This is a genomic window from Flavobacterium poyangense (genome assembly GCF_011751075.1).
GTDB lineage: Bacteria > Bacteroidota > Bacteroidia > Flavobacteriales > Flavobacteriaceae > Flavobacterium > Flavobacterium poyangense.
Genome location: NZ_JAALLN010000007.1, coordinates 34705 through 61218, shown reverse-complemented (window position 1 = coordinate 61218; position 26514 = coordinate 34705). Strand labels below are relative to the sequence as shown.

Annotated in this window: 13 protein-coding genes; 4 read left to right on the top strand and 9 right to left on the bottom strand. The window is 36.3% G+C overall.

Features of this window, described 5'->3' with window-relative positions; all coding sequences use genetic code 11:
• Positions 1–27 precede the first annotated feature (27 nt).
• The 5 genes from G3A47_RS13070 to G3A47_RS13050 form a co-directional block, all read right to left on the bottom strand.
• The gene (locus G3A47_RS13070; protein ID WP_166922995.1) at positions 28–1722 is read right to left on the bottom strand and encodes a RagB/SusD family nutrient uptake outer membrane protein; all 1695 of its coding nucleotides are present in this window, start codon (positions 1720–1722) and stop codon (positions 28–30) included.
• A gap of 22 nt (positions 1723–1744) precedes the next feature.
• Positions 1745–5053 (bottom strand): TonB-dependent receptor, encoded by a 3309-nt coding sequence (locus G3A47_RS13065; RefSeq protein ID WP_166922993.1) that lies wholly within the window; start codon positions 5051–5053, stop codon positions 1745–1747.
• 221 nt (positions 5054–5274) lie between these two features.
• Entirely contained in the window at positions 5275–6489 is a 1215-nt protein-coding gene (locus G3A47_RS13060; protein WP_166922991.1) for a FecR family protein, read from the bottom strand.
• Between the two features lie 307 nt (positions 6490–6796).
• Entirely contained in the window at positions 6797–7399 is a 603-nt protein-coding gene (locus G3A47_RS13055) for an RNA polymerase sigma factor (RefSeq protein WP_166922989.1), read from the bottom strand.
• A 318-nt stretch (positions 7400–7717) separates the two neighbouring features.
• The gene (locus G3A47_RS13050) at positions 7718–9010 is read right to left on the bottom strand and encodes a S28 family serine protease (RefSeq protein ID WP_166922987.1); all 1293 of its coding nucleotides are present in this window, start codon (positions 9008–9010) and stop codon (positions 7718–7720) included.
• Between the two features lie 511 nt (positions 9011–9521).
• Between G3A47_RS13050 and lhpI the strand changes: the two genes are divergently transcribed.
• The 3 genes from lhpI to G3A47_RS13035 are packed head-to-tail and all read left to right on the top strand — an operon-like array spanning position 9522 to position 12844.
• Entirely contained in the window at positions 9522–10484 is a 963-nt protein-coding gene (gene lhpI / locus G3A47_RS13045) for a bifunctional Delta(1)-pyrroline-2-carboxylate/Delta(1)-piperideine-2-carboxylate reductase (RefSeq protein ID WP_166922985.1), read from the top strand.
• Positions 10485–10493: 9 nt separating this feature from the next.
• The gene (locus G3A47_RS13040) at positions 10494–11561 is read left to right on the top strand and encodes a proline racemase family protein (protein WP_166922983.1); all 1068 of its coding nucleotides are present in this window, start codon (positions 10494–10496) and stop codon (positions 11559–11561) included.
• Between the two features lie 26 nt (positions 11562–11587).
• Positions 11588–12844 carry a M24 family metallopeptidase gene (locus G3A47_RS13035; protein ID WP_243860450.1) on the top strand — a complete coding sequence of 419 codons (1257 nt, stop codon included), beginning with the start codon at positions 11588–11590 and terminating at the stop codon, positions 12842–12844.
• Between the two features lie 516 nt (positions 12845–13360).
• On the opposite strand, the gene G3A47_RS13030 is transcribed toward G3A47_RS13035, so the two are convergent.
• The 3 genes from G3A47_RS13030 to G3A47_RS13020 all read right to left on the bottom strand — a co-directional run bounded on the left by G3A47_RS13030 (position 13361) and on the right by G3A47_RS13020 (position 22687).
• Positions 13361–17206: a M43 family zinc metalloprotease gene (locus tag G3A47_RS13030; protein WP_166922981.1), complete on the bottom strand. Its 3846-nt coding sequence runs from the start codon at positions 17204–17206 to the stop codon at positions 13361–13363.
• Positions 17207–18009: 803 nt separating this feature from the next.
• The gene (locus tag G3A47_RS13025; protein ID WP_166922979.1) at positions 18010–19467 is read right to left on the bottom strand and encodes a SusD/RagB family nutrient-binding outer membrane lipoprotein; all 1458 of its coding nucleotides are present in this window, start codon (positions 19465–19467) and stop codon (positions 18010–18012) included.
• A 16-nt stretch (positions 19468–19483) separates the two neighbouring features.
• Positions 19484–22687, bottom strand: a complete 3204-nt coding sequence (locus G3A47_RS13020) for a SusC/RagA family TonB-linked outer membrane protein (RefSeq protein WP_166922977.1) — start codon at positions 22685–22687, stop codon at positions 19484–19486.
• A 689-nt stretch (positions 22688–23376) separates the two neighbouring features.
• Here G3A47_RS13020 and G3A47_RS13015 point away from each other — a divergent pair.
• On the top strand, positions 23377–24006 hold the full coding sequence (locus G3A47_RS13015) for a DsbA family oxidoreductase (RefSeq protein ID WP_166922975.1): 630 nt from the start codon (positions 23377–23379) through the stop codon (positions 24004–24006).
• A 315-nt stretch (positions 24007–24321) separates the two neighbouring features.
• Here the strand turns inward: G3A47_RS13015 and G3A47_RS13010 are convergent, their stop codons facing one another.
• The gene (locus G3A47_RS13010) at positions 24322–26094 is read right to left on the bottom strand and encodes a MutS-related protein (protein ID WP_166922973.1); all 1773 of its coding nucleotides are present in this window, start codon (positions 26092–26094) and stop codon (positions 24322–24324) included.
• Positions 26095–26514: the final 420 nt, after the last annotated feature.

The following is a 26514-nucleotide window of genomic DNA, read 5'->3' as shown; positions in this document are numbered from 1 at the left end:
ATAATGCCTTTCACTAATTAAAACCCCTTAATTATATCCTGGATTTTGAACAAGACTTGTTCTATTCATTTCTGTTCTTGGAATGGGCAATAAATAATGCTGTGGTTTAAACACCCTATCCTGTACCTTAGTGTAGGTATACGTTTTAGTACCGTTGTTATTCTTGGTGATCACTACTCCCATCAACGGTTTGTTTTCTGTTACTTCAGCGATTTTCCAGCGACGTACATCGTAGTAACGGTGTCCTTCAAGACACAATTCGACTTGTCTTTCGTTTTGGATTTTATTCTCTAAAGCTGTTCCTGACAGTGCAGGCAAATCATTGTTTATCCCTGCACGTTTTCTAATCAGATTCAGGTATTGCAAAGCGGTAGCTTCGTTACCTGTTCTAAATTCAGCCTCAGCATAGTTCAGATAAATCTCTGCCAGACGCGAAATTATATAAGGTTTATTGGTTTGAGTTTGCGTATTGTAATTAAACGTAGTATCACAATATTTACGGAATGTATAACGGGTTGCACTATTGTTCCAAGTATCCCAGCCTTGCGGAGAATCTAATCCTCCTTCATAAAACTCTGCTATGTTTGAATGTCCCGCATTGTAACGGTCCTGGCAAAAGGCAGGGTTACCATACGAACGCCCATCATAAACAATATCTTTATAAAAACGCGGGTCTCTGTTTTTATATGGTTTTTGAGGATCATATCCCGATGTTGGGTCTGTTATATCTTTACCGTCAGCTGTTCCAAAGGCATCTACCAGATTCTGGCTTGGAGCAAAAGATGCCCAGCCATGAAAACCACTTGGAGAATTAAACATTTCAACTCCGTTAAAAGCACTCCATTGTGGTACTTTACTGGATAAACGAACGGCAATTATCTCTGAATTGTTGGTCGTAAATAAATCTGCATAATTTCCGGTATACAATTGAAATACATTCAGATCGATTACGGCTTTGGCAGCATCGGATGCTTTTTTCCATTTTGTTACATCATTCGAAGGATTCCATTGCGGGCTTGCCGCGTAAAGCAGTGCTCTTGATTTCAAGGCTAAAGCTGCAGCTTTAGTAATTCTTCCAAAATTGGCTCCATTCTGGTTCAAAGGCAATAATGTGGCTGCTTTATCCAGTTCGTCCGAAACAAAAGCAACACATGACTCATAAGAACTGCGATCGACATTAAAATTACTGTTCAGATTAAAAGGCTCTTTAATTAAAGGCACTCCGCCATAATCACGAATTAATTTAAAATAGGCATAGGCTCTCAGAAAAGTCCCTTCTCCTTTTAAACGATCTCTCCATTGCGCATCCCCCGGAACATTATCGATTTTAGAAAGCAAAATATTGCAGTTTTGAATAATGGCATAGGTTGGCGCCCAGATATCAAATTCATTCATATTATCCGGTGTTAGCGCACCGGAATTGATGATAGAAGAATTGTAATCATTAAATTTATTGTACGCTTCATCACAAGAAGCAGACAGTGCCCAAGTGCGATTTGTAGTCGTATCCCAGTTGTGTTGTGAGGTTGGGAGTACATTATACAAATTGTTCACAAAGGCTTCTGTCAGCTTTAAATCATTCCATACAGACGCATCTGTATAAGAATCTAAAGGAACTTTGTCTAAAACATCGTCACTACAAGACCAGAATAGTCCATTGATCATCAGAAAAACGATCAGTACTATTTTATTTTTTATACTTATTATTTCAAAATTTTTCATACTTATTTCTTTAACTATTTTATTATAATCCGATATTTAATCCAAATCTGTAAATACGTACCTGTGGATAATTAATCCCGGTAGTATTATTCGTTTCAGGATCGACATTATATTTTTTCATTTTATCAATAGAGAACAAATTAGAACCTCCCACATAAAATCTCACGTTGGTAACCCCTAGTTTGTCCAGCATATTTTTTGGCAGCACATACGATACTTCTAAAGATTTTAAGCGAAGAAATGAGGCGTCTTTCAACCAGAAATCGGCCGCGACATTATTTCTGCTGTCGGTACTGTTGAATGCTCTAGGATAAGGTGCATTTGGATTTTCTGCTGTATACCTGCCCTCATACAACCAGGTTGGCGGGGCAATTATAGAACCTTGTGCCTGAGGAAGTATCATTTGTTTGGCCATAGCTTGTCCGGCCCAAAGCATATCTAAAGCAAATCCTTTGTATTGGCATCCCATTGGAATACCATACACGATTTTTGGCGTAGCAGATTGAGGGATTCTTACCTTATCGTTGCTTGTGATACTACCATCGTTGTCGATATCTTTTAACCAAAGATCGCCGGGAGCCGCTCCTTCTAAATGCGGAGAACCGTCTACATCTGCCTGAGTGCGGTAAATTCCGTTTGTTTTATAAACCAACCAGGAATCAATTGCTTCTCCGGTAGATCTTTGCCATTCGGGAATATTAGGGGATTCGTCACGAAAAATAACTTTGCTTTTTGCATAGGTAAAATTAACTCCTACATTGTACTTGAAATCTGTAGTGCCACCGGAATAACTAACGGCTATGTCAACCCCATGGTTTTGTGATTTCCCAATGTTTTCAGGAGGAAGTACCAAGCCTGTATATTGAGGAACCGATGCATTTCGCGGAGCCAAAATATCGCTTCTTACATAATGAAAGTAATCAAAACCAAATTTTAATTTATTGTCTAAGAAAGAAGCGTCAAAACCAATGTCCTTTGTGTCTTGATTTTCCCAGGTAATATTAGGATTTGGTGTTGAGGAAAGGAATAAATTACTCGCTTGGATATAATCTCCAAAATACACATTGTACGCCTGAATCGTGTTCAATTGATAACGAGTCATAAACAAATACTGTGCAATGGCATCGTTACCCATTTTACCCCATGATGCTCTAATCTTAAGCTGATCTACTATTTTGATATTTTCTTTAAAAAAATCTTCATTAGATATTTTCCAACCTAAGGATAGTGCCGGAAACATTCCCCAACGATTATCAGTAGGAAAATTAAATGATCCGTTGTAACGAGCCGAAACTTCTGCAAAGTATTTGCTGTCATAATTATAGGCCACTCTGCCTAAATAGCTTTCTCTTCCGTCCTGATATTCAAATCCATTTGCATCCTGGGCTACGGTACTTCCTGTAAAAATCTGATCTAGCTGATCGCTTAACAAATCTCTTCTGTAAGCGGTTGTTCTTTTGTTTACATTGGTCGTTTGCTCATACCCTAAAAAAGCATTTACTTCGTGTTTGTCAAACTGTCTGTCGTAGGCTACTTTGAAGAAATAGGTATTTTCATTAGACAAAAACTCATCTTGCGTTACACTTGAAATCGCGGTACTTGCTTTTTGATTGTTGTAACTGTCTGTATTTTTATCATACGAATATGCATCCCAGGGCTTTGTAAATCTCTTTTCGCTTCGCAAAGTATAATCAAAAGCCCCATAACCACTTACAGAAAACCCTTTTGTGATATAAGGCATTTTCAATTCAAATCCGATTTTTGGATTCAGAATCAAATTTTGGATTTTATCATATCCTGCTGCCGAAGAAGTCATAATAACCGGATTCCTTCCATTTGCAATACCTGCAGAAGGAAGCCCGTTTGCATAATAATCCGGTATAAACGGATACATACTAACAGTTTCATGAAGAATACTCCCTACTGATGCCGATGGATAAACTCTACTCTCTCTACGTCCGGCAAGATCAAAATTAACTTTCAGATTGTTACTTATTTTTACATCAATATTAGATCTTAGGTTGTATTGTTTAAACAATTCATCACTGTTTCTGAAATTACTTTCCTGATTAAGATACTGACCTGATAAATAATATTTCACATCCTCACTCCCTCCACTAACCGACAACGATTGGGTAGATTGTGGCGCATTTTGTCTGAAAACTGCTTTCATCCAGTCTGTGCTGGTATAGTTTGGGACATTTCCTGCTTTGTATTTATCAATATCAGATTGCGAGTAAGGTGGGGTATTTCCTTTGTTTACATTTAATTCGTTATAATAGGTCATATACTGCCACGAATTAACACGTTCCGTCATTCTGGTTAATTGCTGTATACCATAAGATCCATCATATTGAATGGTTGGTTTGCCAGCTTTTCCTCTTTTGGTTGTAACCAAAATAACCCCATTTGCCGATCTTACTCCATAGATAGCTGCAGAAGCATCTTTTAAGATGGTTACGGTTTCTATATCGGCCGGATTCATTCTGTTTAGGTCACGATCCGGTATTCCGTCAATCACTACTAAAGGTCCTGTACCACCACCAAAAGAATTAATTCCTCGAATCAGTATAGTTGCATTATCATCCCCGGGTCTTCCGGAGCGGTTGTTTGCAATAACACCGGCAACTCTACCGACTAATGTATTGGAAACGTTTGGTGTGGAACTCTTTACCAAGGCAGCGCCATTTATAGAAGATACTGCACCGGTTAAACTCCCTTTCTTTTGAGAACCGTATCCAACAACTACAACTTCATCCAATGTTTTGTTTTCTTCTTTTAGTTGCACAGTAATTGCATTCTCTCCTTCTGAAAGCGCAATTTCTTTTGAAACAAAACCCGTAAAGGAAACAATCAAAGTGCTTTTGTAACTTGGAATCTGAATTTCAAAATTTCCATCATCCTGCGTCAAAACCGTTTTTTTAGTTCCTTTTAAAATTACATTTGCTCCGGCAAGCGGCAAACCACTTTCGTCGGTCACTTTACCGCTAATCTGCAGTTGCACGGGATGTATTATTTCTGTGAAATTTCCAAAATTGCTACGTTTTTTCAGGATCACATGATTCCCTTCTACTGTATAGGTCATGGGTTGGTTTCTGAAAATCAATTCTAAAGCGGTCTCCAGTTTTTCATTCTGAATAGAAATCGTAATGTTTTGCGCCTTCGTCAGTTGCTCTTTCCCATAAACAAAACTATAATTAGTCTGTTTTTCTATTTCTCTAAAGACCGTCAGCAACTTATCATTTTTAAATGTCAGACTTACTTTTTGAGCCATTCCTGTTGCGCAGACCTGTATGGTTACTGCTAGCAATAAAACGCCGGTGATTTTCATCTTTAGTGATGTTTTAAATTTTGACGTTCGCTTGGTAGGCGAAGTCTTCAAAATTGGATTTAAATTCATAACTTTGGTTATTGGTTAATAATTAATACTTGTGGAACTTGTATGATTAAAACAACCTCTTATATTGCCGGAAGTGCTCGAACACTTTCCGGCTTTTTTTATAGGTTTATTTTAATTTTTGGTTAACCTTATTAAGACTCTCGAAAATCTTTCTACGGTTTTGTATAAGACATTACTATAATTTTTTTTCCTTCCCTTTTAAATCGTACCAAATCTGTCATTTCCATTATTTTGAGTATTTCAGACAAGGGCACGTCTTTAGCTATTTTCATCACAAACGAAGAAGTGACAGTTCCTTTATAAACCACATCAAGATCATACCATTTCGAAATCTGATTCATAACCACTTTAATATCCGCCCCTTCAAAATAAAACTGTCCGTCTCTCCATGCAGTTGTTTCTTCTATGTTTGCTTCTTTAATTAAAGTCAACTTCTTTTCGGCTATAACCTGTTGATTGGGTTTAACGATTAGACTACCTACCAAAAGTTTAGAGTTTCTCTTCTCTACTTTTATACTCCCCTCTACCAACGTGATTTTTGTAGTAGGCTGATCTGTATAGGCATTGATATTAAACTGGGTTCCCAACGCTTCTGTTTTTGTACCATTTGCCATTACTCTAAATGGCATATGTTTGTTCTTTGCTACTTTAAAGAAAACTTCACCTGTCATACTTAGTTTTCGCTCTGCACCTATAAATTGCAACGGAAAGGTTAAAGAAGATCCGGCATTTATCCAGGTCTTTGTGCCATCTGCCAGTATTAACTGCAGTGGTTTACTTCCTTTAGGAACAAATAAGGTATTTTGATTTAAAACCTCTTTTTTAGAATTAGTACCGTTTTTGTGAATCACCTTATCGTCAGCCATTTGTAGTGTTAAATCTGCTGCACGGATAATCAGTTCTTTCTTCGGATCATTGCGCACGATGATTTTTTTTCCATTTGAAAGCGTCAAAATCGCCTGATTGACCACAGGAGGCATAATTTCTGCACCGAAACGCTCTTTTTGAGACAAATTTTGATCCGGGATTGTCTGATCAGGAGTCTTATAAAACAACGAACCTATACCTAATGCCAATAACAAAACGGCAGCCACCATCTGAAACCACTTTATTCTCTTTTTCTGAGCTGTTTTTTTAGAATGTTTTAACGAAGCTGCAATCGTTTCCCAGCCTGCATTTTCTTCAAACTCATACATTTTATCTAATTCGGTGCTAACCCATTCTTTATTGGTAAGATTCTCAAAGATTTCTCTGTTAATTTTGGATTTGTTAATCCATTCCATTAAAACAGAATGTTCGTGAGGTGTAATTATTCCGCTCCGGAATTTTACTATCAATTCATCTATCTGAAATTGCAAATTTGACATAATCTTAACTTTGATTTTATAGTGTATAAACAACACGTATAAAATGTTTTTTTAACTATAAGAAAATGTAATTATTTTTTAAATATTTCGGAATTAACTGATTTACAGTGATAAATAAAATAAAAAAAGATGGTGTTTAGAGGAGGCTCCTCGGCTTCGCTCGGAGTGACAATATAGGGTGGCTCTTCGCTTAGAGTAACAATATGGATTGCTCTTCGGCTTCGCTCGGAGTGACAGAACGATAAAGGTAACGTCTGGGCAATTAAAACAAATTAGTGCAAATTCGTGTAATTAGCGGCAAAAAACATTATCGCTGTTTATAAAACAAAACAGAGAGCATGTTAACCAGTGCTATTGCAGACAATATATTCTCCTGATGCAATGCCAAACGAATTTTTTGCAATGCTTTTGATTTTTGATTTAAAACCGTTTGTGGGCTTATCTGCATTTCACCTGCAATTTGAGCGGTGCTTTTTCCATCGATAAAAATAGATTTGAAAACTTCCTGACATTGTTGTGGCAGATTCTCCATCTCGCAATAGATGGCTTGAAGTACTTTGGCAGTTATCATCTCTCCTTCTCCAAACTGTTCTACAGATTCGGTTAGAAAGCTGATCTCTTCATGTGCTTTTTTATGACGTTTCTCTTTTCTTAAAAAATCATAACAGGCGTTTCTCGAGCTTACAAAAAGGAATGCTTTTATATCGGATAAGGTATCAAAATCCTTCTTTTTTTGGAGTAATTTTAAAAAAGTTTCCGTAGAAATATCCTCTGCTTCCTGCGAATATTTAATCAAAGTCTTATTAAAATAACACAACGGTCGGTAATAAAGCAGATACAACTTACGAATTGCTTTTTCCTTGCCATTTCTGAAATCTTCAATCAGATCTATGTCGTTATTTTGGATCAAAATATTCTTTTTTATTTTAAAAATACAAGCAATCTGTTCACAAAACTTATACTATATTACCTCTAAATTGTATTATACTACTTAGTTTTATGTTAACTAATCTCTATAAAAATATTTCTAAAAAAAGCGCAGCAATTCCTGAACCATAGCAATTATGGAAGATTAATGACACGAAACATTCCCTGCTAAAATTGAAAATTAAGACAGCTGCCAGACGCAAAAACTGTTTTATAAAATCTAAAAAGGTTCAGTAACTGCTACACTATATTTATAAGGATGTTTTTAGAACAATTTAAATCATTCTGTAACAAAGAGATTTTACTTGTTGAGCCATTTGTTTAATGTATTCATAATAAGCGCCTGATCCGCTGAAGGAAAGTCTTTAACTCTGGTAGCATGACTTCCTTCCGGTAGCACCATTTTTAAGGCGTCTACAGTTGATTTTGGTGTTGGAGAACACGAGAACCAAGTATCATAACCTCCATAGATGTATAAAATATGGTCTCCCTTATTCTCCACATACTTACGTACTTTTTTAATATAGTCCGGATTGTATTTTATGGCAACTTCTTTTGGAGCAAATCGATCGTTGGAGCTGCTTTTTACGATTTTTAATAAATCTGCAACGGGAGAAAAGTCGAATCCGTAGTACCCTAACTCACTTAAGTGCTGGTAATATGAAGGCAGGTAATTGAAAAACATTTTATCATTATATGTTCCCACACCTACTATTTTATTCAGATAATCGAATAGTTCTTTGGGAGTTGCATTTGCAGTCGGAATCTCATCGCATTTCCCACCCCATTGCCAAAAAGAAAAAGGAAACTCTAAAACGGCATATTCTAAAGCCTCCTCCATGGGAACCTTAGTATATTGCATTTTTTTAGCTGTCGCATACTCTGAAAAAACAGCCATGACTTCTGCTCTCTTTTCTAAAACCGCTCGCTGAAGGGCCGTAACTTTTGCTCTGCATTCTGGTGTGCCAACCACTTTTACATGGGTTACGGTTCTTGGGTCTTCGCAGGTATTTATTAAAGGAGCTACGTATGGCATCGCTACATCAACATCTTTTGGATATTTTGACTTATAAATTAGAGCAGTCTCACCTCCTTTGCTTATTCCGGTTGAAATCCATTTTCCTGCATATAGTTTCTTTAGTTGTGTTACTATTCCATGATAATCTGCAATCGCCTGATCATTGGTTAAATACTCCCACGGAATCGGATCGGGTCTTGATTTTCCGTAAAAACGATACTCTACCGCAACCTGATTCGCTTGCAGCAAACTACTTACTTCACTTTTCGTATTTCCGGTATTATATCCATGCGTTTCTATGACCATTGGCTTATCAAAACCAATGTGAGACAAATAAATATAATGCTGAAAAGTTCCTTTTTCAGGGTGTTTGTGATCTAATGGTTCCTCTAAGATCAATTGATAAGATTCTGTATACCCATCGAGGTTTTCAATTGGTGTAATGACAGCTTTAGGAAATAGCACCGTTAATTTTTGTTGGAGATCGGCAGCAGATTGTACTAATGTCTGAGCCCAACCAATTGAACTACTCAAGCCGATGAAGAGCAATAAAGCGATGTACAGTTTTTTATTCATTTTTATAGTATTTAATTTTAGTTGCTGCTTGTGAAATGTGAAATGTAAAATGTAAGATGTGAAATGTGAAATGTGAGATGTTAGACTTAGAAATTATCTGGTTTTTTATAACAATCAAACCTTAATGAATAAAATACTTGCCAAAGCAAAAAACGATGCTGATTTCTATTTCATTAATTTATAAGAACCAAGCCCGAGCTTGTTATTAATTACTGTATTTCAACAATTTCTGTAAACTCCACAACTTTCTATGTTTTCCTTGTAAAAAAAGCCGCAAAAGAAAACAAACAAAATTTCAAACTCACATCTCACATCTCACATTATACGTTATACATTATACATTATACATTATACATTATACAACTTTAGTTATTCAATTTTTAAAATTACTGTCATTGTCAGATCAGAACCAATACTATGTTATCCCTTATTTGTAATATTTTATCTGATTCGGGATAAAATATAGTTATCCTCAAATAAAGTTCTACTTTTAGTCTAAAACCAACTAAAAATGACTACAATTCCCTTTATATCCGACTTATTTATAGCGGAAAATTGCCATTACCAAACCTTAATAGAAGTCTTGAGAAAAGGTTTCTCCAATACTGAAATCGAAGTCCCGATGCGGCATCATCACGACTTTCCAAATCCGGAAGAAAAAACAGATTCTACCTTATTATTAATGCCGGCTTTTCATCCGGGTAATAATCTGGGAGTTAAAATTGTAACGGTAAGCCCAAACAACGGCAATCACAATTTACCATCTATTCAGGGGATTTATGTTTATTTAGATGCACACTTAGGTCATGTAAAAGCCATATTGGAAGCAAAAGCTTTAACCGCAGCCCGGACAGCAGCAGTTTCTGCCTTAGCCAGCAGTTATCTTTCTCGACCTGATTCTACTACTTTATTTATGATTGGAACAGGTGCTTTGGCGACTAACTTAGTTCGGGCACATGCCAGTGTTCGTCCTATAACAAAAGTTTATGTCTGGGGCAGAAATTCGGATAAAGCAAAACAGGTTTGCGATTCCCTGAAAGAATATCCTTTTGTCTGTGAAGCGGTTGAATCTATAGAAAATACAATTCCAAAAGCCGATATTATTTCCTGTGCTACCTTATCAAAAACGCCATTGGTTTTAGGAGAATGGCTACAACAAGGACAACATTTAGATTTAGTAGGAGCCTATAAAAAAGACATGCGTGAGGCAGACGATGTGGCTATCACAAAAGCTTCCGTTTTTATCGACACTTACCAAGGCGGATTAAAAGAAAGCGGAGATATCGTAATTCCGTTGCAGAACAATGTTATTAAGGTAACCGACATCAAAGCCGATTTGTTTGAATTGTGTTCCGGTACAAAAAAAGGCAGAACGACCGATACCGAAATCACGTACTTCAAATCAGTAGGCCACGCTTTAGAAGATTTAGTGGCAGCCGCTCATTTTTATCAGGAATTCAGTACTTCAAAATAAATACCAGAAATGAAAAAGACTTACCAAACTATTTTAGAAAACAGCACTTATACTGTGCCCGAAAATTGTTTAGCTATTAAAACCATAGACATGCATACCGGCGGAGAACCGCTTCGGGTCATTATGGATGGTTTCCCGGAATTAAAAGGAAATTCTGTTTTAGAATATCGAAGATATATCAAGGAACATTATGATTCTCTGCGTACTGCCCTAATGTTTGAACCCAGAGGTCATGCCGATATGTACGGTTGTATTTTGGTTCCTCCAAACGATGAAAGGGCTGATTTTGGAATCCTCTTTATGCATAATGAAGGTTACAGCACCATGTGCGGACATGCGATAATTGCTATTACGACACTGGCCGCAAAAATGAATTGGATTCTTTTAAAAGAAGGAGAAAATGAATTAAAAATTGACGCTCCATGTGGAAGAATTCACTCTTATGCTACTATAAAAAACAATAAGCTGACTGGAGTTCACTTTCATTGCGTGCCGAGTTTTGTGGTGGGTCTTGATCGTGTGGTTTCTGTTCCCGGAATTGGAGATATTGTCTATGATTTAGCCTATGGAGGGGCTTTTTACGCTTATGTTGACCTCAGAAAAAATAAAAATTTGAGTTTTAATTTAACCCCCGAAGACAATCGCAAGATTATTCAGGCCGGAATTGATGTCAAACATGCCGTAATGGCTCAGGATAAGGAAATACTACATCCGTTTGAAGACGATCTGAGTTTTTTGTATGGCACTATCTTTATCGATAGCCCGTTAGATTCTAAAAATCACAGTCGAAACGTTTGTGTTTTTGCAGAAGGAGAAGTCGATCGTTCGCCAACAGGCTCTGGTGTTTCGGGAAGAATTGCAATAGAAAATATCAGAAATCAAATTAAAAAACATCAAAAAATTAGTATTGAAAGCATTACAAATAGTATTTTTAATGGCTCACTGGTTGATGAACTAAGCTTTGGTAAATTCAAAGCAGTTATTCCTCAAGTAGAAGGAACAGCCCATATTACAGGAACAAACACATTTATTATTGATCCCGAAGACCCAATGAAAAACGGTTTTATATTACGTTAATACTGATAAAGAAACCTTTAAGGGTTATGAGAGTACCCCGCTTTATAAATAACTTAAAAAAAGACAAACAAATGACAATTGGAGTTGGCGGTTCAACCGCAAGTATCGAACTAGACAAAATACAAAACATGACCACAACTGTTCAGCCGATTGCAATCGCTGAATACAAACAACGCCTTAAAAAAGCGGTTCTTTTAATGAAAGAACAAAACTGCAAAGTACTTTATCTGCATGCCGGAACCAATTTGTATTATTTTACAGGAACAAAATGGAATCCTTCTGAAAGAATGGTAGGTGCCTTACTCTTCGAAGATGAAAGCATCGAATACATCGTCCCTAAATTTGAAGAGGGCACTTTTAGAACCTTTATGCAAGTCGAAGGTCATCTAAACTTCTGGGAAGAACATGAGAATCCTTGCTTGTTATTTGGAGCTATTCTACAAAATAAAAACATCACAAACGGAACAATCGCTTTAGATGAATCAGCGACTTATTTTCAGGTTGACAGCATCATCAAAGCCAATCCGAACTATAGTTTTGTAAACGCACAACCTCTGACTGCAGGTTGTCGCATGCACAAATCTGCAGCTGAAATTGCTATAATTCAGCAGGCAAAAGACATTACAATGGTGGTGCAAAAAGCGGCTGCACGCATTCTATATCCCGGAATTGAAGCGGCTGCAGTTGTTGATTTTGTCAATAAAGCTCATATCAAGGCCGGAATAGCTTCAGGGTCTTATTTCTGTATTGTTCTTTTTGGAGAGGATTCACAATACCCACACGGTGTTACTGCTCCGCAGAACTTAAAAGATAATGATGTCGTATTAATAGATACCGGATGTCGTTTAGAAGGCTATCTTTCCGACATCACACGAACGTATGTATACGGTACACCAACCGAAGCGCACAGAAAAATATGGAACTTAGAAAAAGCCACTCAGAAAGCAGCTTTTGATGCCGCGCAAATTGGCGCAACTTGTGGTGCTGTAGATGATGCTGCCCGAAAGGTTTTACTGGAAGCGGGACTTAGCGGTGATTACCAAATCCCGGGTTTACCACATCGCGTAGGACATGGCACCGGATTAGACATTCATGAATACCCATATTTAGTAAGAGGAAATCAAACACAGCTTCAGGAAGGCATGGTCGTTAGTAACGAACCTATGATCTGTATTCCCGGTCAATTTGGTATTCGACATGAAGATCATTTTTACATGACCGCCACTGGCCCGAAATGGTTTACGACACCTATGGAGAGTATCGATAATCCGTTTGGAGTGTAAGAAGGTTTCTTTTGTTTCAAGTTTCAGGTTTCAGGTTTCGAAATACCAACGGAATGTCTCTGTTTAAATGTAAAATATCTAAACTTCAACCGAAGTAAATCGGATAGGTTTTAAAAACCTGTCCGATTTGTTATTTTGGATTCATCCTTTTAGTTCGTTTTTATCTCGCTAACAACGATCACTAAATTTATTAGTTTCGACCGAAGTAAATCAGACAGGTTCTAAAAACCTGTCTGATTTGTTATTTTGGATTCATCCTTTTAGTTCGTTTTTATCGCACTAACAACGATCACTTAATTTATTAGTTTCAACCGAAGTAAATCAGACAGGTTCTAAAAACCTGTCTGATTTGTTATTTTGGATTCATTTGATATACTCTACGGAAAGAACATACTGCATCTTAAGCAAACATTTTACATTTTACATTATTCATTATACATTTCACCTTAAAAGTAGAAAAATAAAAAAGGGACTGTTTTTTCAAACAGCCCCTTTTCGTTAAATTAACCAATTTAACTATTCAACTAATAACTTTTTCTTTTCGATAAAGTTCCCGTCAGTTGCTACTACAATATAAACTCCTTTTCTTAAAGAATTAACAGAATAAGAAGTGGTATTACGTACTACATCAACCAGGTTACCGGTGCTGTTGTAAATTGATACTTTAACTTTAGCAACGTCAATATTTGTAAAATTAAAATTCACTACATCTGAAGCCGGGTTCGGATACATGGTAAATGATCTTGTTGTATCCATTTGTTGTGGTCCTGCACTGGCTGTTTGCAAGTCAATTGTATGAGAAGCACTCCAGGCGCTTACTGCTGTTCCGTTTTTAGAGCGAACTCTAAATTCGTAAACCGTTTGTGTACCTTGTTTCGGAATCCACAAATAATAAGTAGTTGAAGTTCCTGCTAAAGTCCAACCAGTAGCACTGTTTAACTGTATTTCGTAGGATGTGGCCTCTGGTTTTGTGTCCCATGATGCATAAAATCCTGATGAGTAAACACCTGAGTTGGTAAGATTTGTTGGTGTTGGTAAAGTTGTAGGCTCAGGAGTTACAGTTCCTGATATAACGGTATAGTCTTCAATCTCACCATCTCCAATATTACCGCAAGCAGTCGTTGGATTAGAATTGTATTTCATCACAACACGCATACGAGTAGTACCTGTAAACGAAACCGGAGTAAAACTTCCTGTTACCGTTGTTTTTGCCGAAAGTGCGTTAATTACTTTTTCTGATGCCTCAAACTGATTGTTTTTGTTGTAATCGATCCAAACACCCCAGTATTCTGTATAAGCAGTACTTGAGAAGCCCGGAGTTAAACTAACATTCATGCTTGTATTAGGTGTTAAAGTAATCACTTTTGAAGTATGATCAGCATAACCTGCTGCATCTTTTCCTGTAGTATTTGTAAAAGTTCCAACTGCTACTGTATTGATATATTCATAGCCGTTTGCTGCCTGAGCACTGCAAAAAGCAGCGTTTGGAATCGTTACTGAAACCTCCGTAGTGTAAGCAGAATAAACTGCCCCCGCTTTTGCTCTAACTTTATATTTGTAGGTGCTACCAGCTGTTAAACCAGTATTGGTATAACTAGTTGCTGTATTGGCAACAGTAGCGATTTCAGCATAAACATTATCAGAACCGGCTCTTTCGATTACCACATTGGTGGCATTAGTCGCATTATTTACCCAAGTAAGTTGTGCTTGTAAACTAGTTGCATTTGCTACAGCTGCTAAATTAGAAGGAGCTAAAACAGTAACTGTTGTTTGAGTACCTGCTTGCAAGCTTTCGTTTGGTTTTGTATTGTAAGCATAGTCTAAAACAGTATATCCTACTCCACCCGCTTCTACTTTTATATGAAGCCATCCGTAACAAGTACGTCCTCTGCTTTTGTACTCAAAACCAACATATCCTGTTTTATTATCCCAGTTAGTATAAGTTGCTGTTCTTAAGTCCAATTGATCCGGATAGGCACTTCCGGGAGTAACAAAATTACTGCTTGCACCAATAGTAGTTCCTTCAGGTATAAATGAGATGTTTCTTGTACCTGTTTCACCTACTAATCTTTTTCCGTAGGTTTCAATCTTTAATGCTGCTGCCGCAAATTGCCACGCACCATACTCTGTGTTATCTCCTATTCCTAAATCAAAATACTGCCATGTTGAAGCTGCCGATGCCACATAATCCGGATTATTTACATAAAATATACCGTATGGTGCATCAAATTTCAGATTTATTGTTTTTACAGCATTATCTAAAGTTACAATTCCACCTGTAATGGCTGCATCTTTAAAAGTAACTACAACAGCCGCATCATTAGCAGGAAGATGTGCAGTCGCTTTTCCTGTAAAAGTTAACACTGCTTTAGAGTTACTCTGAAGTGTCAGAACTGCTGTTAATCCGGCAGGTACTCCTGTGATGGTGTAATCTGTGCCGGCAGTAAATGTTCCGCTGCTTTTTGTGTATGTTCCATTGTTTGTTGATAATGAAATAGTAGTACTTGTACTTACAGCACCATCATTTACTTCTGATTCATACAAAGTCCCTTCTGATAAAACTACAGCAGTTTTTGCAGTCATACCCGTGTAAATAGCAGTATTAGGTTGTGTATTATACGCATATTCAGAAATGGTGTAACCGTCTCCGTTAGCTGCAACGGTAACTTTAAACCATCCGTAGCAAGTCAAGCCGTCCAATAAATAATCAAAACCTACATAACCAGTTTTTCCATCCCAGGCAGTATAACCGGCTGTACGCAAATCAAGCTGATTAGGATATGCTCCCGGAGCCGTCATATTACTTGTTGGACCAACAGCAGTATTTGCTCCTAATAATGATATATTTCTGGTACCTGTTTCGCAAACTAGTTTTTTAGCGTAGGTTTCAATTTTCAAAGCATTAGCAGCATATCTCCAACCACCAAATGCACGATCATCTCCTTTTGCGATTTCAAAATATTTCCAGATTTGTGCGGCTGATACGCTAACATCCGGCATATCTACAAAAAAGATTCCGTACGGATCTGAAAATTTAAAATTAAAGAACAAAGAAGTACAAGACAAATCAGTCGTTCCACCAACAAAAGCAGCCGCTAAAAAGGTGATTCCACCGGAAGCATTGTTTGCCAACGCATGATTTGCAGCTTTCCCTGTAAGGGTAATTGTTACCTGATTGTTTGAATTTACAGTAAGAACAGGAGTTATTCCAGCTGGAAAAGTATGAGTGAAATGAGTCCCTGCAGTCATTGTTCCGGAACTAAGAGCAAACGTTTTTGTTCCGCTTAAAGTTACTGTTGAAGAGGTATCAAAAGAACCGTCATTTACAATTGCTTCTTTAAAAGTTGTAGCCGAAGCCAATAAAGCACTTCCGGTTAAATTAACACCTGTATCAATTAAGTTTTGTGCCTGCCATAGCGATTTACGCGCCGGATGCTCTAATGCAGCAAGCATTCTGCTAATCTGACCTTGCGTATACATTTTATAACAGCCTTGTGCGCCATTATACCCCATATAGTTTTCAAAATTTACTTTTCCACCACTACAATTAGTTCCCGGAGTACAGGCCAAAGTATGATTTCCATCCTCTGCAGGTGTATCATCTACTTCATCCGTTCCTGAGCAACCACCTTCAAAAGTGTGAATTAAATTTAAGAAGTGACCGAATTCATGCGTCAATGTCGCTGCAAATTCTTTATTATAAGAGTTGTCATATAAGTAAGCTCCATTAAAAACAACACGAGCTGTATTGTTAGCAGTCATATCTGTACTAGGATACCAAGCTACTCCAGAGTTATTTAACGCTCCATCGTTGTACAAATCATTTTGGATATAGACATTCATGTATTTGGTGTTGTCCCAGGCATCGGCAGCAATTTGGTCATCATAGCCGCCTCCATTTCCATATCCGTTTTTTGCCGGATGAAAAACAACTCCTGTAGTACAACCTCCGTTAGGATCTCTTTTTGCTAATTTGAATTCAATATTCAAAGTTCCTCTTCGGGCCTGAAAAAAAGACTCCACAGTTTGATAATCGGCATTTCTACCGTTAAAATCATCATTGAGCTGAGCAAGATGATTTACAATCTTTTCATAAGTAACGGTTTTTCCGCTTTGAACGTCTCCGTAAATATGAAATACCACTGGTATGGTATAAGTAGACGCAGCTGCTTTTGCAGTCTTAGATTTTTGCTGTAACACAAACTTTTTGGTAAAAGCATCAAAATCTTTTTTCTCTTGTAACGACCTTGGATTGTTCCGGTACATTTTTGCGTTTTCTTCGGTTGTTCTACAAGGCAAACCTTGAGCACTAACTTTCAATAAACTGAAAATCAGAAAGAACAGTAGTAATTTTAATTTCATTAATATTTGGGTTTTAATTAGTAATAACCAAATTTAGTCCTACCTATAATTTTATTTTGATACTATTTTAGTAAGAATTAATACATAATTAACAACTTATTAACTTTAAAAAAACACACTATGAAAAAATAACCATAATTATTTACGAATACATCCTTATTTCATACAAAAAAGTACGTTTTTAATTTAAAGAGATAGGTGTTGATTGTGAAATGTGAAATATCAGATGTGAAATATCAGATGTGAAATGTGAAATGTGAAATGTGAAATGTGAGATGTGAGATGCGAAGCGTGAAGTATTAAGCTTAATTACAGATTGGAGATTGTAAAATATCCTTTTTTTAGAAGCAAATCTTGTTTCAATGCAAGAGAATCGAGCGATAAATAAAACGCGGTAAGAACTTCATGCGGCACATTACTAATCTTTGTCGATTTGCGTGTGTGTTTTCTCCTTCGTCGAAAAGACAAACTGAATGGAATAAATCCAGAAACAACAAATCTGACAGGTTTTTAAAAACCTGTCAGATTTACTTCCATCGAAATTGACGAATTAATTAGTGTTTTATTCTTACGATAAGAGACAAACTAAAAGGATAAATCCAGAAACAACAAATCCGACAGGTTTTAAAAACCTGTCGGATTAAATTCCGTCGAAACTTACCTGTCTTACACTTAAACAGAGAGATTTACTTAATTTTTCAAAACTTGAAACTTGAAACTCTAAACAAAAAAACACCATAAAAAAAGACCGTCCCCCACTTTTGGGAGACGGCTTCAAAAAACAAATAAAACTAACTCAAAAATTAAAATTTGTCCCAGAAAATTTTGGTGGTCATTAAATCTCCACCTATAGCAGCTGATGCCGCTTCGTAATTTGCTTTATTCAACGTTTTATCATTAGTAGAATAAATATTTCTTACCGGAACCTTACCTTCCGCTTCTGCTACTGCAGATACCGGAGCTGTTAAAACAGGGTAATCTAAACGTCTGTATTCTGTCCAGGCTTCAAAACCGCGGTTGTAATAAGCAATCCAAAGCTGGTAAGCGATTTTTTGTTTATCTGTACCGGCTGCAGTTGCAAATGCAACATCAGGTCTTGCCAAGTACGTCTGTGCTGCTGCGTCCGCAACTCCCCAGAATTTCATACTTGCTTTGATTCCTTTTGTGTAATATTCTTCAGGAGTTCCGCCTACACTAAAACCTCTGTTGGCAGCATCAGCTAGTAAAAAACAAGTTTCCGTATAATCAAATAATACTCCCGGATTGTTTTTCTTCTTCAATCTTGCGCCTGTATTTGAATAATTTGAATAATTAACCTGTTGCGCATAAGGAGCACCTTTGTATTCTCCGTTTATTTTTGAATCAGGATTAAAAAAGAAATCACGTCTTGGATCTAATTTTCCATTTAACTCATCTGCAAAAAAGGCCGAGATAATAATTTGACTTTCATTTACCAAACTGTCATAAAGCGGATTCATATCTGTATTTGTCAAATAATAATCAAACAACGCAGTCTCACTTTCATTAGTCATTACTCCCGAAGTATAGGCACTTTCCACCATAGCTTTAGCTTTTACCGGATCTACATCTGCCAGATGTAATCCCATTTTAAGTTTTACGCTATTCGCTAAAATCTTCCATCGGGAAACATCACCTTTAAATACTAAATCAGCTGCTCCAAAACTTCCATTTGCAGTATCCATACTTGCGATAGCGACATCTAAACGAGCAGCTAAATCCAGATATATAGTTTTAGCATCATCATATTTAGGGTAAGGAAATGCTTTAACATTAAGCGCTTCTGTATAAGCTACATTTCCAAACAAATCTACAAGTGTTTGGTATGCCATTACAATCTGCACATCCAGTATAGCAATGTTATTCTTTTTAACCGCCTCTTCAATAGGTCCTAAAGCCTGAGCTTCTCTAATTTGAATCTGAGCATTGGTCAAATCCTGCAATACATCTCTATAAAGCAAAATAGCATGTGAACTACCTAAATTTCTTTTAGCTTGATTGTAATTTGCTTCGTCTGTATAGGTCGAAGTAGACCAATGTTGCGCATAGGCTCTGAAATTATTAGAGTTTACAGAAGCATTGGTTAAAAAATAAGCGTAATTTACCTGAGCATTAGTCATCAAAGCACTTGGTACCACTTTAGTATATGCTTTTTGATCAATGTTTAAATTATCTAAGTTATCACATGAAACTACCGAAAGTAAAACAGCTCCTGCAAAAAATATTGTTTTTATAATTCTCATATCTTTATCTTTTTTATTAGAATTGAACTTTCAATGTAAAACTGTACTCTTTTGTAGTTGGCAATACACCCGTCTGGAAACCTTGCAAATTACCTGAAGACATACCCGCCTCAGGATCTGCATACGGTAAGTTTTTACTAATAATCCAAAGATTACTACCATTTAAAGCAAAAACCATATTGTTAATGAAAGTATTTTTCAATATACTTTTTGGCAATTTGTAGCTAATCCCTACTTCACGCAATTTCACATAAGAAGCATCATAAACATACTCTTGCTGTGGCATTGAGTTGTAAAAATAATACCCATCAGTCCCTGTTACACTTGCTACTACATTATTTGGAGTACCATCAGCTTTTACACCACCTAACAAAATTCCACCACCATTAGCTACCGGTTCACGTTGCGGAACTCCTAAATGGTTATTACTTACCGTGCTTTCATAAATACCTGTAGTATGTCCGTATAGCTGATCTAACGAATACACGTCTCCTCCTTTTTTAACATCAATTAAAAAATTCAAAGCGATATTTTTGTATGTCAAAACGTTATTAAAACCTCCGATCCAATCCGGATTTACACTACCAATTGTTACGCCCGGAGCCTGTAAATACCTTCCGTTAGAACGAATAACTTTTTCTCCGTTCAGATACGTATATCCTGAACCTACTAATTGACCTACTGGCTTACCAACTTCGGCTACATAACTTACTCCCTGGAATCCTCCTAATGAAATCCTCTCAGGTCCTCCCAATGAGATCACCTCGTTTTTGTTAGTAGACCAGTTTATGGTAGTCTGCCATGAAAAACTGTCTGTTTTTATTGGTGTTGCATTCAATGACAACTCAAAACCTTTGTTTTGAACATCACCTGCATTGATCCAGGCTCTTGTATAACCAGTTTGTGTTGGTGTTTCAATAGAAAGAATCTGATTTGTTGTATTGGTTTTATAATAAGAAAAATCAAATCCTAATCTGTTTTTGAAAAATTTAAGCTCAATACCAGCTTCAACTCCTTTAGTCAACTCACTTTTTAAATCTGAATTACCTTTATTATTGTCGGTTGAAAAACGAGGCATTCCACCAAAATTATTATTCTTAGGATAAATAGCATTTGTTACTCCAAATGGAGCATCGTTTCCTGTCTCAGCATAATTCAAACGCAATTTTCCAAAAGACAACCAGTCTGCTTTGATATGATTGCTAAAAATGTATGTTGCTGTTACCGACGGATACGTATAAACACTATTGTCTTTTGGTAAAGTCGAAGATTGATCTACTCTATACGTTCCTTCTAAGAAATAAGTATCAAAGAAATTAAAGTTTGCTGTTGAATAAACACTATTCGTTCCTATAGTTTCCAAAGCTTCATCCGGACTATTGATAGCATCCACTGAATTATCTAAGGCATAGATCCCAGGCACTACTAATCCGCCATTTGTCACTGCAAAAATCGAAGTATTTGTTGAGCGTCTTGAATTAGCTCCCAACATACCTGTGAAATTAATTCCGTCAGTGATTCTTGTTTTAAAGTTCATTATTAAATCTAAATTGATTTCTCTGAACGTTTTGTCGAATCTGGAATATTCCCCTTTTCCGTTTGGTGTTCTCTTTGAACCTGCCGCAACACGCTCTTCCTGCAACTGGTGGTAATAATCTACAGCACCTCTTCCTGTAATATCAAACCAACTTGTAACATCAGTCTTTATCGATACATTTCCAAAGAAACGATCTCTTACTAATGAATTGTAGTTCTGATATCTTTGAAAATAAGGGTTATCATGAAATTGTACATTTAAATTATCCGGTCCGCCAACATTCCAAGTTGTATTTCTTCCTGTTAAATTATAAGCAGCTTCAAGATCTTTAAAATCTACACTTGTTGAATACCATTGTCTCACACTGCTCAAGTAGTTATTTCCTCCATCACCATATCCTGTCTCATTCATACCCTTAGCATAAGATTTCAGGTAATTTGCCGTTGCAGAAATTTTGGTTTTTTCGGCAATTTTATAACTTCCAGAAAAGTTGAAATTATCTTTTCTATTCTCGCTATTTGGCAAAATTCCCTGATTCTGGTTGTAGTTACTGTAACCAAATCTAAAATCTCCGCTTTCATTTGCTCCTGAAACCGCAACACTATTTATATAGGTAACGCTGTTCTGGTAAAAGCTGTTTGGATTATTTTTTACCGCTGTCCAAGGAGTCGCTTTTCCGTAAGTTGGTAATTCAGGATAAAAAGAATTCCAATTGTACACTAATAACGACGGATCGAATCTTGGCCCCCAAGAAGCATCATCAGTTGCCGTATAAGGATGAGTTCCACTGCCTAAATCGGTAGTGCCATAAAAATCTCCATAACCACTACCGTATTGGTTTTGGTATTTTGGCAATGTCTTTTTATCAACAACTCCAATATTTACGCCTGAACTAAAACTTACACCTAAACCCCCTTTAGATTTGCTTCCTTTTTTCAACGTAACAATAATAACTCCATTGGAAGCCCTCGATCCGTATAATGCCGTTGCTGCAGCACCTTTTAAAACGTTCATATTTTCAATGTCATCCGGATTAATATCTGAAGCCGCATTTCCATAATCGTAGCCTCCTTTATTTCCTCCTGCCATCTGATCACCTGTATTGGTATTATCATTATTCAATATAATTCCATCTACAACCCACAAAGCCTGATTGCTTTGTGTTAAAGAAGTAGTTCCACGAATAACAACATTGGTAGATCCTCCAATATTATTGTTTCTTCTGATCTCTACCCCGGCAATTTTTCCTGAAATGTTGTTAGAAACGTTACCCGTGTTTACTTTCGTAAGTTCTTCACCACTTACTTCTTGAGTAGCATAACCTAAAGATTTTTTCTCTCTTTTAATCCCTAATGCCGTTACTACAATTTCCTGTAACTGCATCGACCCCGAAGACATTTTTACATTTAAGTTTTTATCAGCCGCTACAACTTCTTGTGACTGCATGCCGATATAACTAAATACAATAACAGCATTTGCTTCTGCTTTTATGGAATATCTACCATCAAAATCAGTCTGAGTTCCTGTTTTTGTTCCCTTAACCAATACACCAACACCAGGTAATGGTATTCCTGTATTATCTGAGACAATTCCCGATACAACCCGTTCCTGTGCGAACGTAAGTTGAGCCACAAGCACCAAGAAGAGCGTTGCAACTTTCAAAAAATTACTTTTAAATTTCATATAATGGTTTTATAATTAGTTTGGCAAATGTTTTGATTTTTAGCTAACTTTTATGATAATATATTAGCGCAAAAGCAGCATATATTACCCATTAAGTGGAGATATTACAATTTCAGAAGTATTATCTTACCATTTCTAAATACCGGAATTGTTCTTGTGAAATGTAGACTGTGAAATGTAGACTGTGAAATGTAGACTGTGAAATGTAGATTGTGAAATGTAGATTGTGAAATGTAGATTGTGAAATGTAGATTGTGAAATGTGAAATGGAATTTGTGAAATGGAATTTGTGAAATGTAGACTGTGAAATGTAGACTGTGAAATGTAGACTGTGAAATGTAGACTGTGAAATGTAGACTGTGAAATGTAGACTGTGAAATGTAGACTGTGAAATGTAGACTGTGAAAAATAGTATGATATAAAATACATCTTTGGAAACAGTACAGATTCTTAAGTAAAAAAATAAAAAAAAATCTAAAAGCAAAATCACTTGTTGTTACATCATTATAGTTGCCAGATAACAATTAATATCTAAGTAATTACTTTTTCCAAATTGCTTTTCACAATCTACATCTTACATCTTACATTTTACAATCTACATTTTACAATCTACAATTCACAAATTACTTTTTTACATTTTTCACATCACCCCATTTTACTTCTAGAAATATTTCTTTAAATTTGTTTTTATGAAAATAGAAATCTGGTCGGACATGATGTGTCCGTTTTGTTATATCGGGAAAAGACAATTGGAAACTGCTTTGGCTGAATTTCCTAATGAAAAATTTGAAATTGAATGGAAAAGTTTTCAACTTGATCCCAGTACTCCGCTACAATCAGGTCAAGATGTTTTTAGCTATCTGGCTGAACAAAAAGGTATTTCCGTTGAGCAATCAATAGAAATGCATAAAGACGTCACAGAACGTGCAAAGACTGTTGGCTTAGACTACCATTTTGACAAGGCTATCGTGGCCAATTCTTTGACGCCGCACCGAATTGTTCATTTAGCTAAAACCAAGAATCTGGGTGGAGAAATGGAGGAAATTTTCTTTAAAGCTTATTTTACAGAAGGAAAAGATTTAAATGACAATCCTACCTTAATCGAACTAGCCGAAAAAGCCGGTCTTCCATCGAATGAAGTATTGGAAGTGCTGGAAAACGATAAACTGTTTTTACATAATGTACATACCGATATTATTGAAGCACAGCAATTTGGTATAAAAGGTGTTCCTTTTTTCGCTTTTGATCGAAAATTTGCCGTATCAGGTGCGCAACCGGTAGAGGCTTTTGTACAGACGATTAAGGAGTTGCAGAAGTAAATTTTAGAGTGTTGATTTTAGATTGTTGATTGTAGATTGTAGATTTTTGTATTGGACGTAATTTTAGATTTCCTTGATCTGTGTGATTTTGGATTGCGAAGCAAAATACCCGCCCAGTATGTCATCCTGACGAAGGAAGGATCGCACAAGAAGCTCGACAATCTAGATCACTTAACGTTGCGGAATTACTGATGCGATTTCTCCTGCGTCGAAATGACATTTGTAACGAACAATCTAGATCGCTCAACTTTGTGGAATTACTGGTGTGATTTCTCCTGCGTCGAAATGGCATTTGGAACGGACAATCTAAAATCCTTAGATAACTCCCATTTTCTGCATTAGAAAAGTAGCGCTTTTATTTTTACAAATTCCGTTGCGAAGTTTATAATCAAAATGCAGTTCGTTATTTTGAATTTCGACTTCGAAACATTGGTTGGTTAGAGTTTCCGGATACTCGTTTGTTGTTAAGCAGACTTCTATATCGTGTGTGGCGATGGCTCCGATTGCTTTTTTGGCAATTATCTTTTTTACGACTTCAATTGTTCCGTTACGTTTGTCATCGGAATTGGTTCCCCTTAGAATTTCATCCAGTAAAACGAAAGCCGGTTTTTCTTCAAGAGCATCCATAATTTGTTTTAAACGTTTAATTTCAGCAAAGAAGTAAGATTCACTATCCGATAAAGAATCTGATAGGCGCATCGAAACCAAAACAGGTAACGGATGAATGTTAGCCGCTGTGGCGCAAACTACAGAACCAATTCCGCCCAAAACCATATTAACTCCCAAGCTTCTTAAAAAAGTACTTTTTCCGGACATGTTTGACCCCGTAAGAATCACAAACGATTCGGGATAGAAATGTGTGTCATTCCCTACTCTGCTTATCGGATTCAGTAATGGGTGCGCCAAATCCTTAAATCCAATTTTAAAATCGGAATTTATTTCAGGGAACACAAAATCAGGGTTATTATAAGCCAGGTTAGCCAAACTGTTTAAAGCTTCAAATTCTCCTATAATCGAAATCCACTTTTCGAGTTCCGGCGCATAATTCTCTTTCCATTTTAAAAGTGACTTTAAAACATGCAGGTTAAACAAAAATGTACCATTAAATACAATTGACGTCACAAAATTATTAATGGTGTCCATTCTGGAGAACAGTTCAGACAATTCTTTTAGATGTGTACTGGCTTTTGCATTTCTGGAAACAAGCAGCTGCTGTAGGTCAATTAACTTTTTAGATTGAAAAGTTTCGGTTTCGATCTTAGCTACTAATAAACTATATTGTTTGATTATTTTATCAACGTTATCTGCCTTCGCAATTTCAGATTGAATTCTTTTAAAATTCTGTCCTAAAATAACCAGATTAGCAATAAAAACATAAGTCATATAAGACAACAACATGGTTTTTGAAGTAAAAAGATAGGCTACTAAAAACCCAAAAAACAGAGTTGGCATTAGTATAGACAGGGCAATCGTAACTTTCTTTAGCTTGTTATTTTTAGCTCCATTCCAATGCATTATAGAATCGTACGAACTTTTAGAATCATTGCTTATCGTTGCCAAAGCTAAAAAATCCTGTCTCCAGTCGATCTTTGCTTTTAGTTCATTAATCGCTTCCTGATTCTCTAAAATAACCGCATTAGGAAGTATATCCAATAACTGACTGGCTAGTGTTTTTTTTCCTGTGAAAGTGGCAGTTCTGTTTAAGCTTTGGAACAAAGAGTGTTCTCCAAAAATATCCAGATCGTATGCGTAAGGGTGGTGAAAATCATTGAATTCTATTCCATTTTCAAAAGGAAGTTTTTCTCTTTTTAAAAATGCGATTTCATTTTCATTAATCTTCAAAATGGCAGTCACAAGCTCCCTTTCAAAAGATAACCTGGAATGGATTCTCATCAAAAAAATAAAACCAACAAAAGACAGAAAAGCAAAAGCGGCATACCCAATCTCATTTGTTTTGATGTAATAAAACAATAAAAACAGGCAGAGAAAAATGCTTAAAAGGCGTGAAATACTAATACTGTTGTATCTTTTATTGATTTTTTTTAAAAGTTCAGAATACTGAATTACTTTTTCTTGATATGAATTCATTTTGTTTATTTGATGGAATACAAATATAGGTTTTACACAACAAAATAAACTCTCTAAATTTATACTAATTTGACTTGTTGGGTGCGATTATTTTTTTAGCACATAGGAACATCGTTTTTACAATGCGAAAAGGCGTTTCACTTATTTAAAATTTCAATTGTCAGTCTGAGCGAAGTCGAAGATCTCATAGTTTAACTATGTGCTAAAGCTTGCGTTTTTCTTTTTTCACTCTTTTCTACAAGTAAAATTCATGCTTATAATTTAAGTTACTAGTCACTAGTTGTGAAATGTATACTGTGAAATGTATACTGTAAAATGTAAAATGTATAATGTGATATGCTAGTCTAAAAGGACAGATGCCTTGATTAATGATTTTTATTACCTTTAAGCGAAGCGATAGATTTCAAACATATATTACTG

Excerpts from the sequence above, each read along its gene's own strand:
- G3A47_RS13070 (WP_166922995.1), bottom strand. The coding sequence starts at position 1,722 with ATGAAAAATTTTGAAATAATAAGTATAAAAAATAAAATAGTACTGATC.
- G3A47_RS13065 (WP_166922993.1), bottom strand. The coding sequence starts at position 5,053 with ATGAAAATCACCGGCGTTTTATTGCTAGCAGTAACCATACAGGTCTGC.
- G3A47_RS13060 (WP_166922991.1), bottom strand. The coding sequence starts at position 6,489 with ATGTCAAATTTGCAATTTCAGATAGATGAATTGATAGTAAAATTCCGG.
- G3A47_RS13050 (WP_166922987.1), bottom strand. The coding sequence starts at position 9,010 with ATGAATAAAAAACTGTACATCGCTTTATTGCTCTTCATCGGCTTGAGT.
- lhpI (WP_166922985.1), top strand. The coding sequence starts at position 9,522 with ATGACTACAATTCCCTTTATATCCGACTTATTTATAGCGGAAAATTGC.
- G3A47_RS13040 (WP_166922983.1), top strand. The coding sequence starts at position 10,494 with ATGAAAAAGACTTACCAAACTATTTTAGAAAACAGCACTTATACTGTG.
- G3A47_RS13035 (WP_243860450.1), top strand. The coding sequence starts at position 11,588 with ATGAGAGTACCCCGCTTTATAAATAACTTAAAAAAAGACAAACAAATG.
- G3A47_RS13030 (WP_166922981.1), bottom strand. The coding sequence starts at position 17,206 with ATGAAATTAAAATTACTACTGTTCTTTCTGATTTTCAGTTTATTGAAA.
- G3A47_RS13025 (WP_166922979.1), bottom strand. The coding sequence starts at position 19,467 with ATGAGAATTATAAAAACAATATTTTTTGCAGGAGCTGTTTTACTTTCG.
- G3A47_RS13020 (WP_166922977.1), bottom strand. The coding sequence starts at position 22,687 with ATGAAATTTAAAAGTAATTTTTTGAAAGTTGCAACGCTCTTCTTGGTG.
- G3A47_RS13015 (WP_166922975.1), top strand. The coding sequence starts at position 23,377 with ATGAAAATAGAAATCTGGTCGGACATGATGTGTCCGTTTTGTTATATC.
- G3A47_RS13010 (WP_166922973.1), bottom strand. The coding sequence starts at position 26,094 with ATGAATTCATATCAAGAAAAAGTAATTCAGTATTCTGAACTTTTAAAA.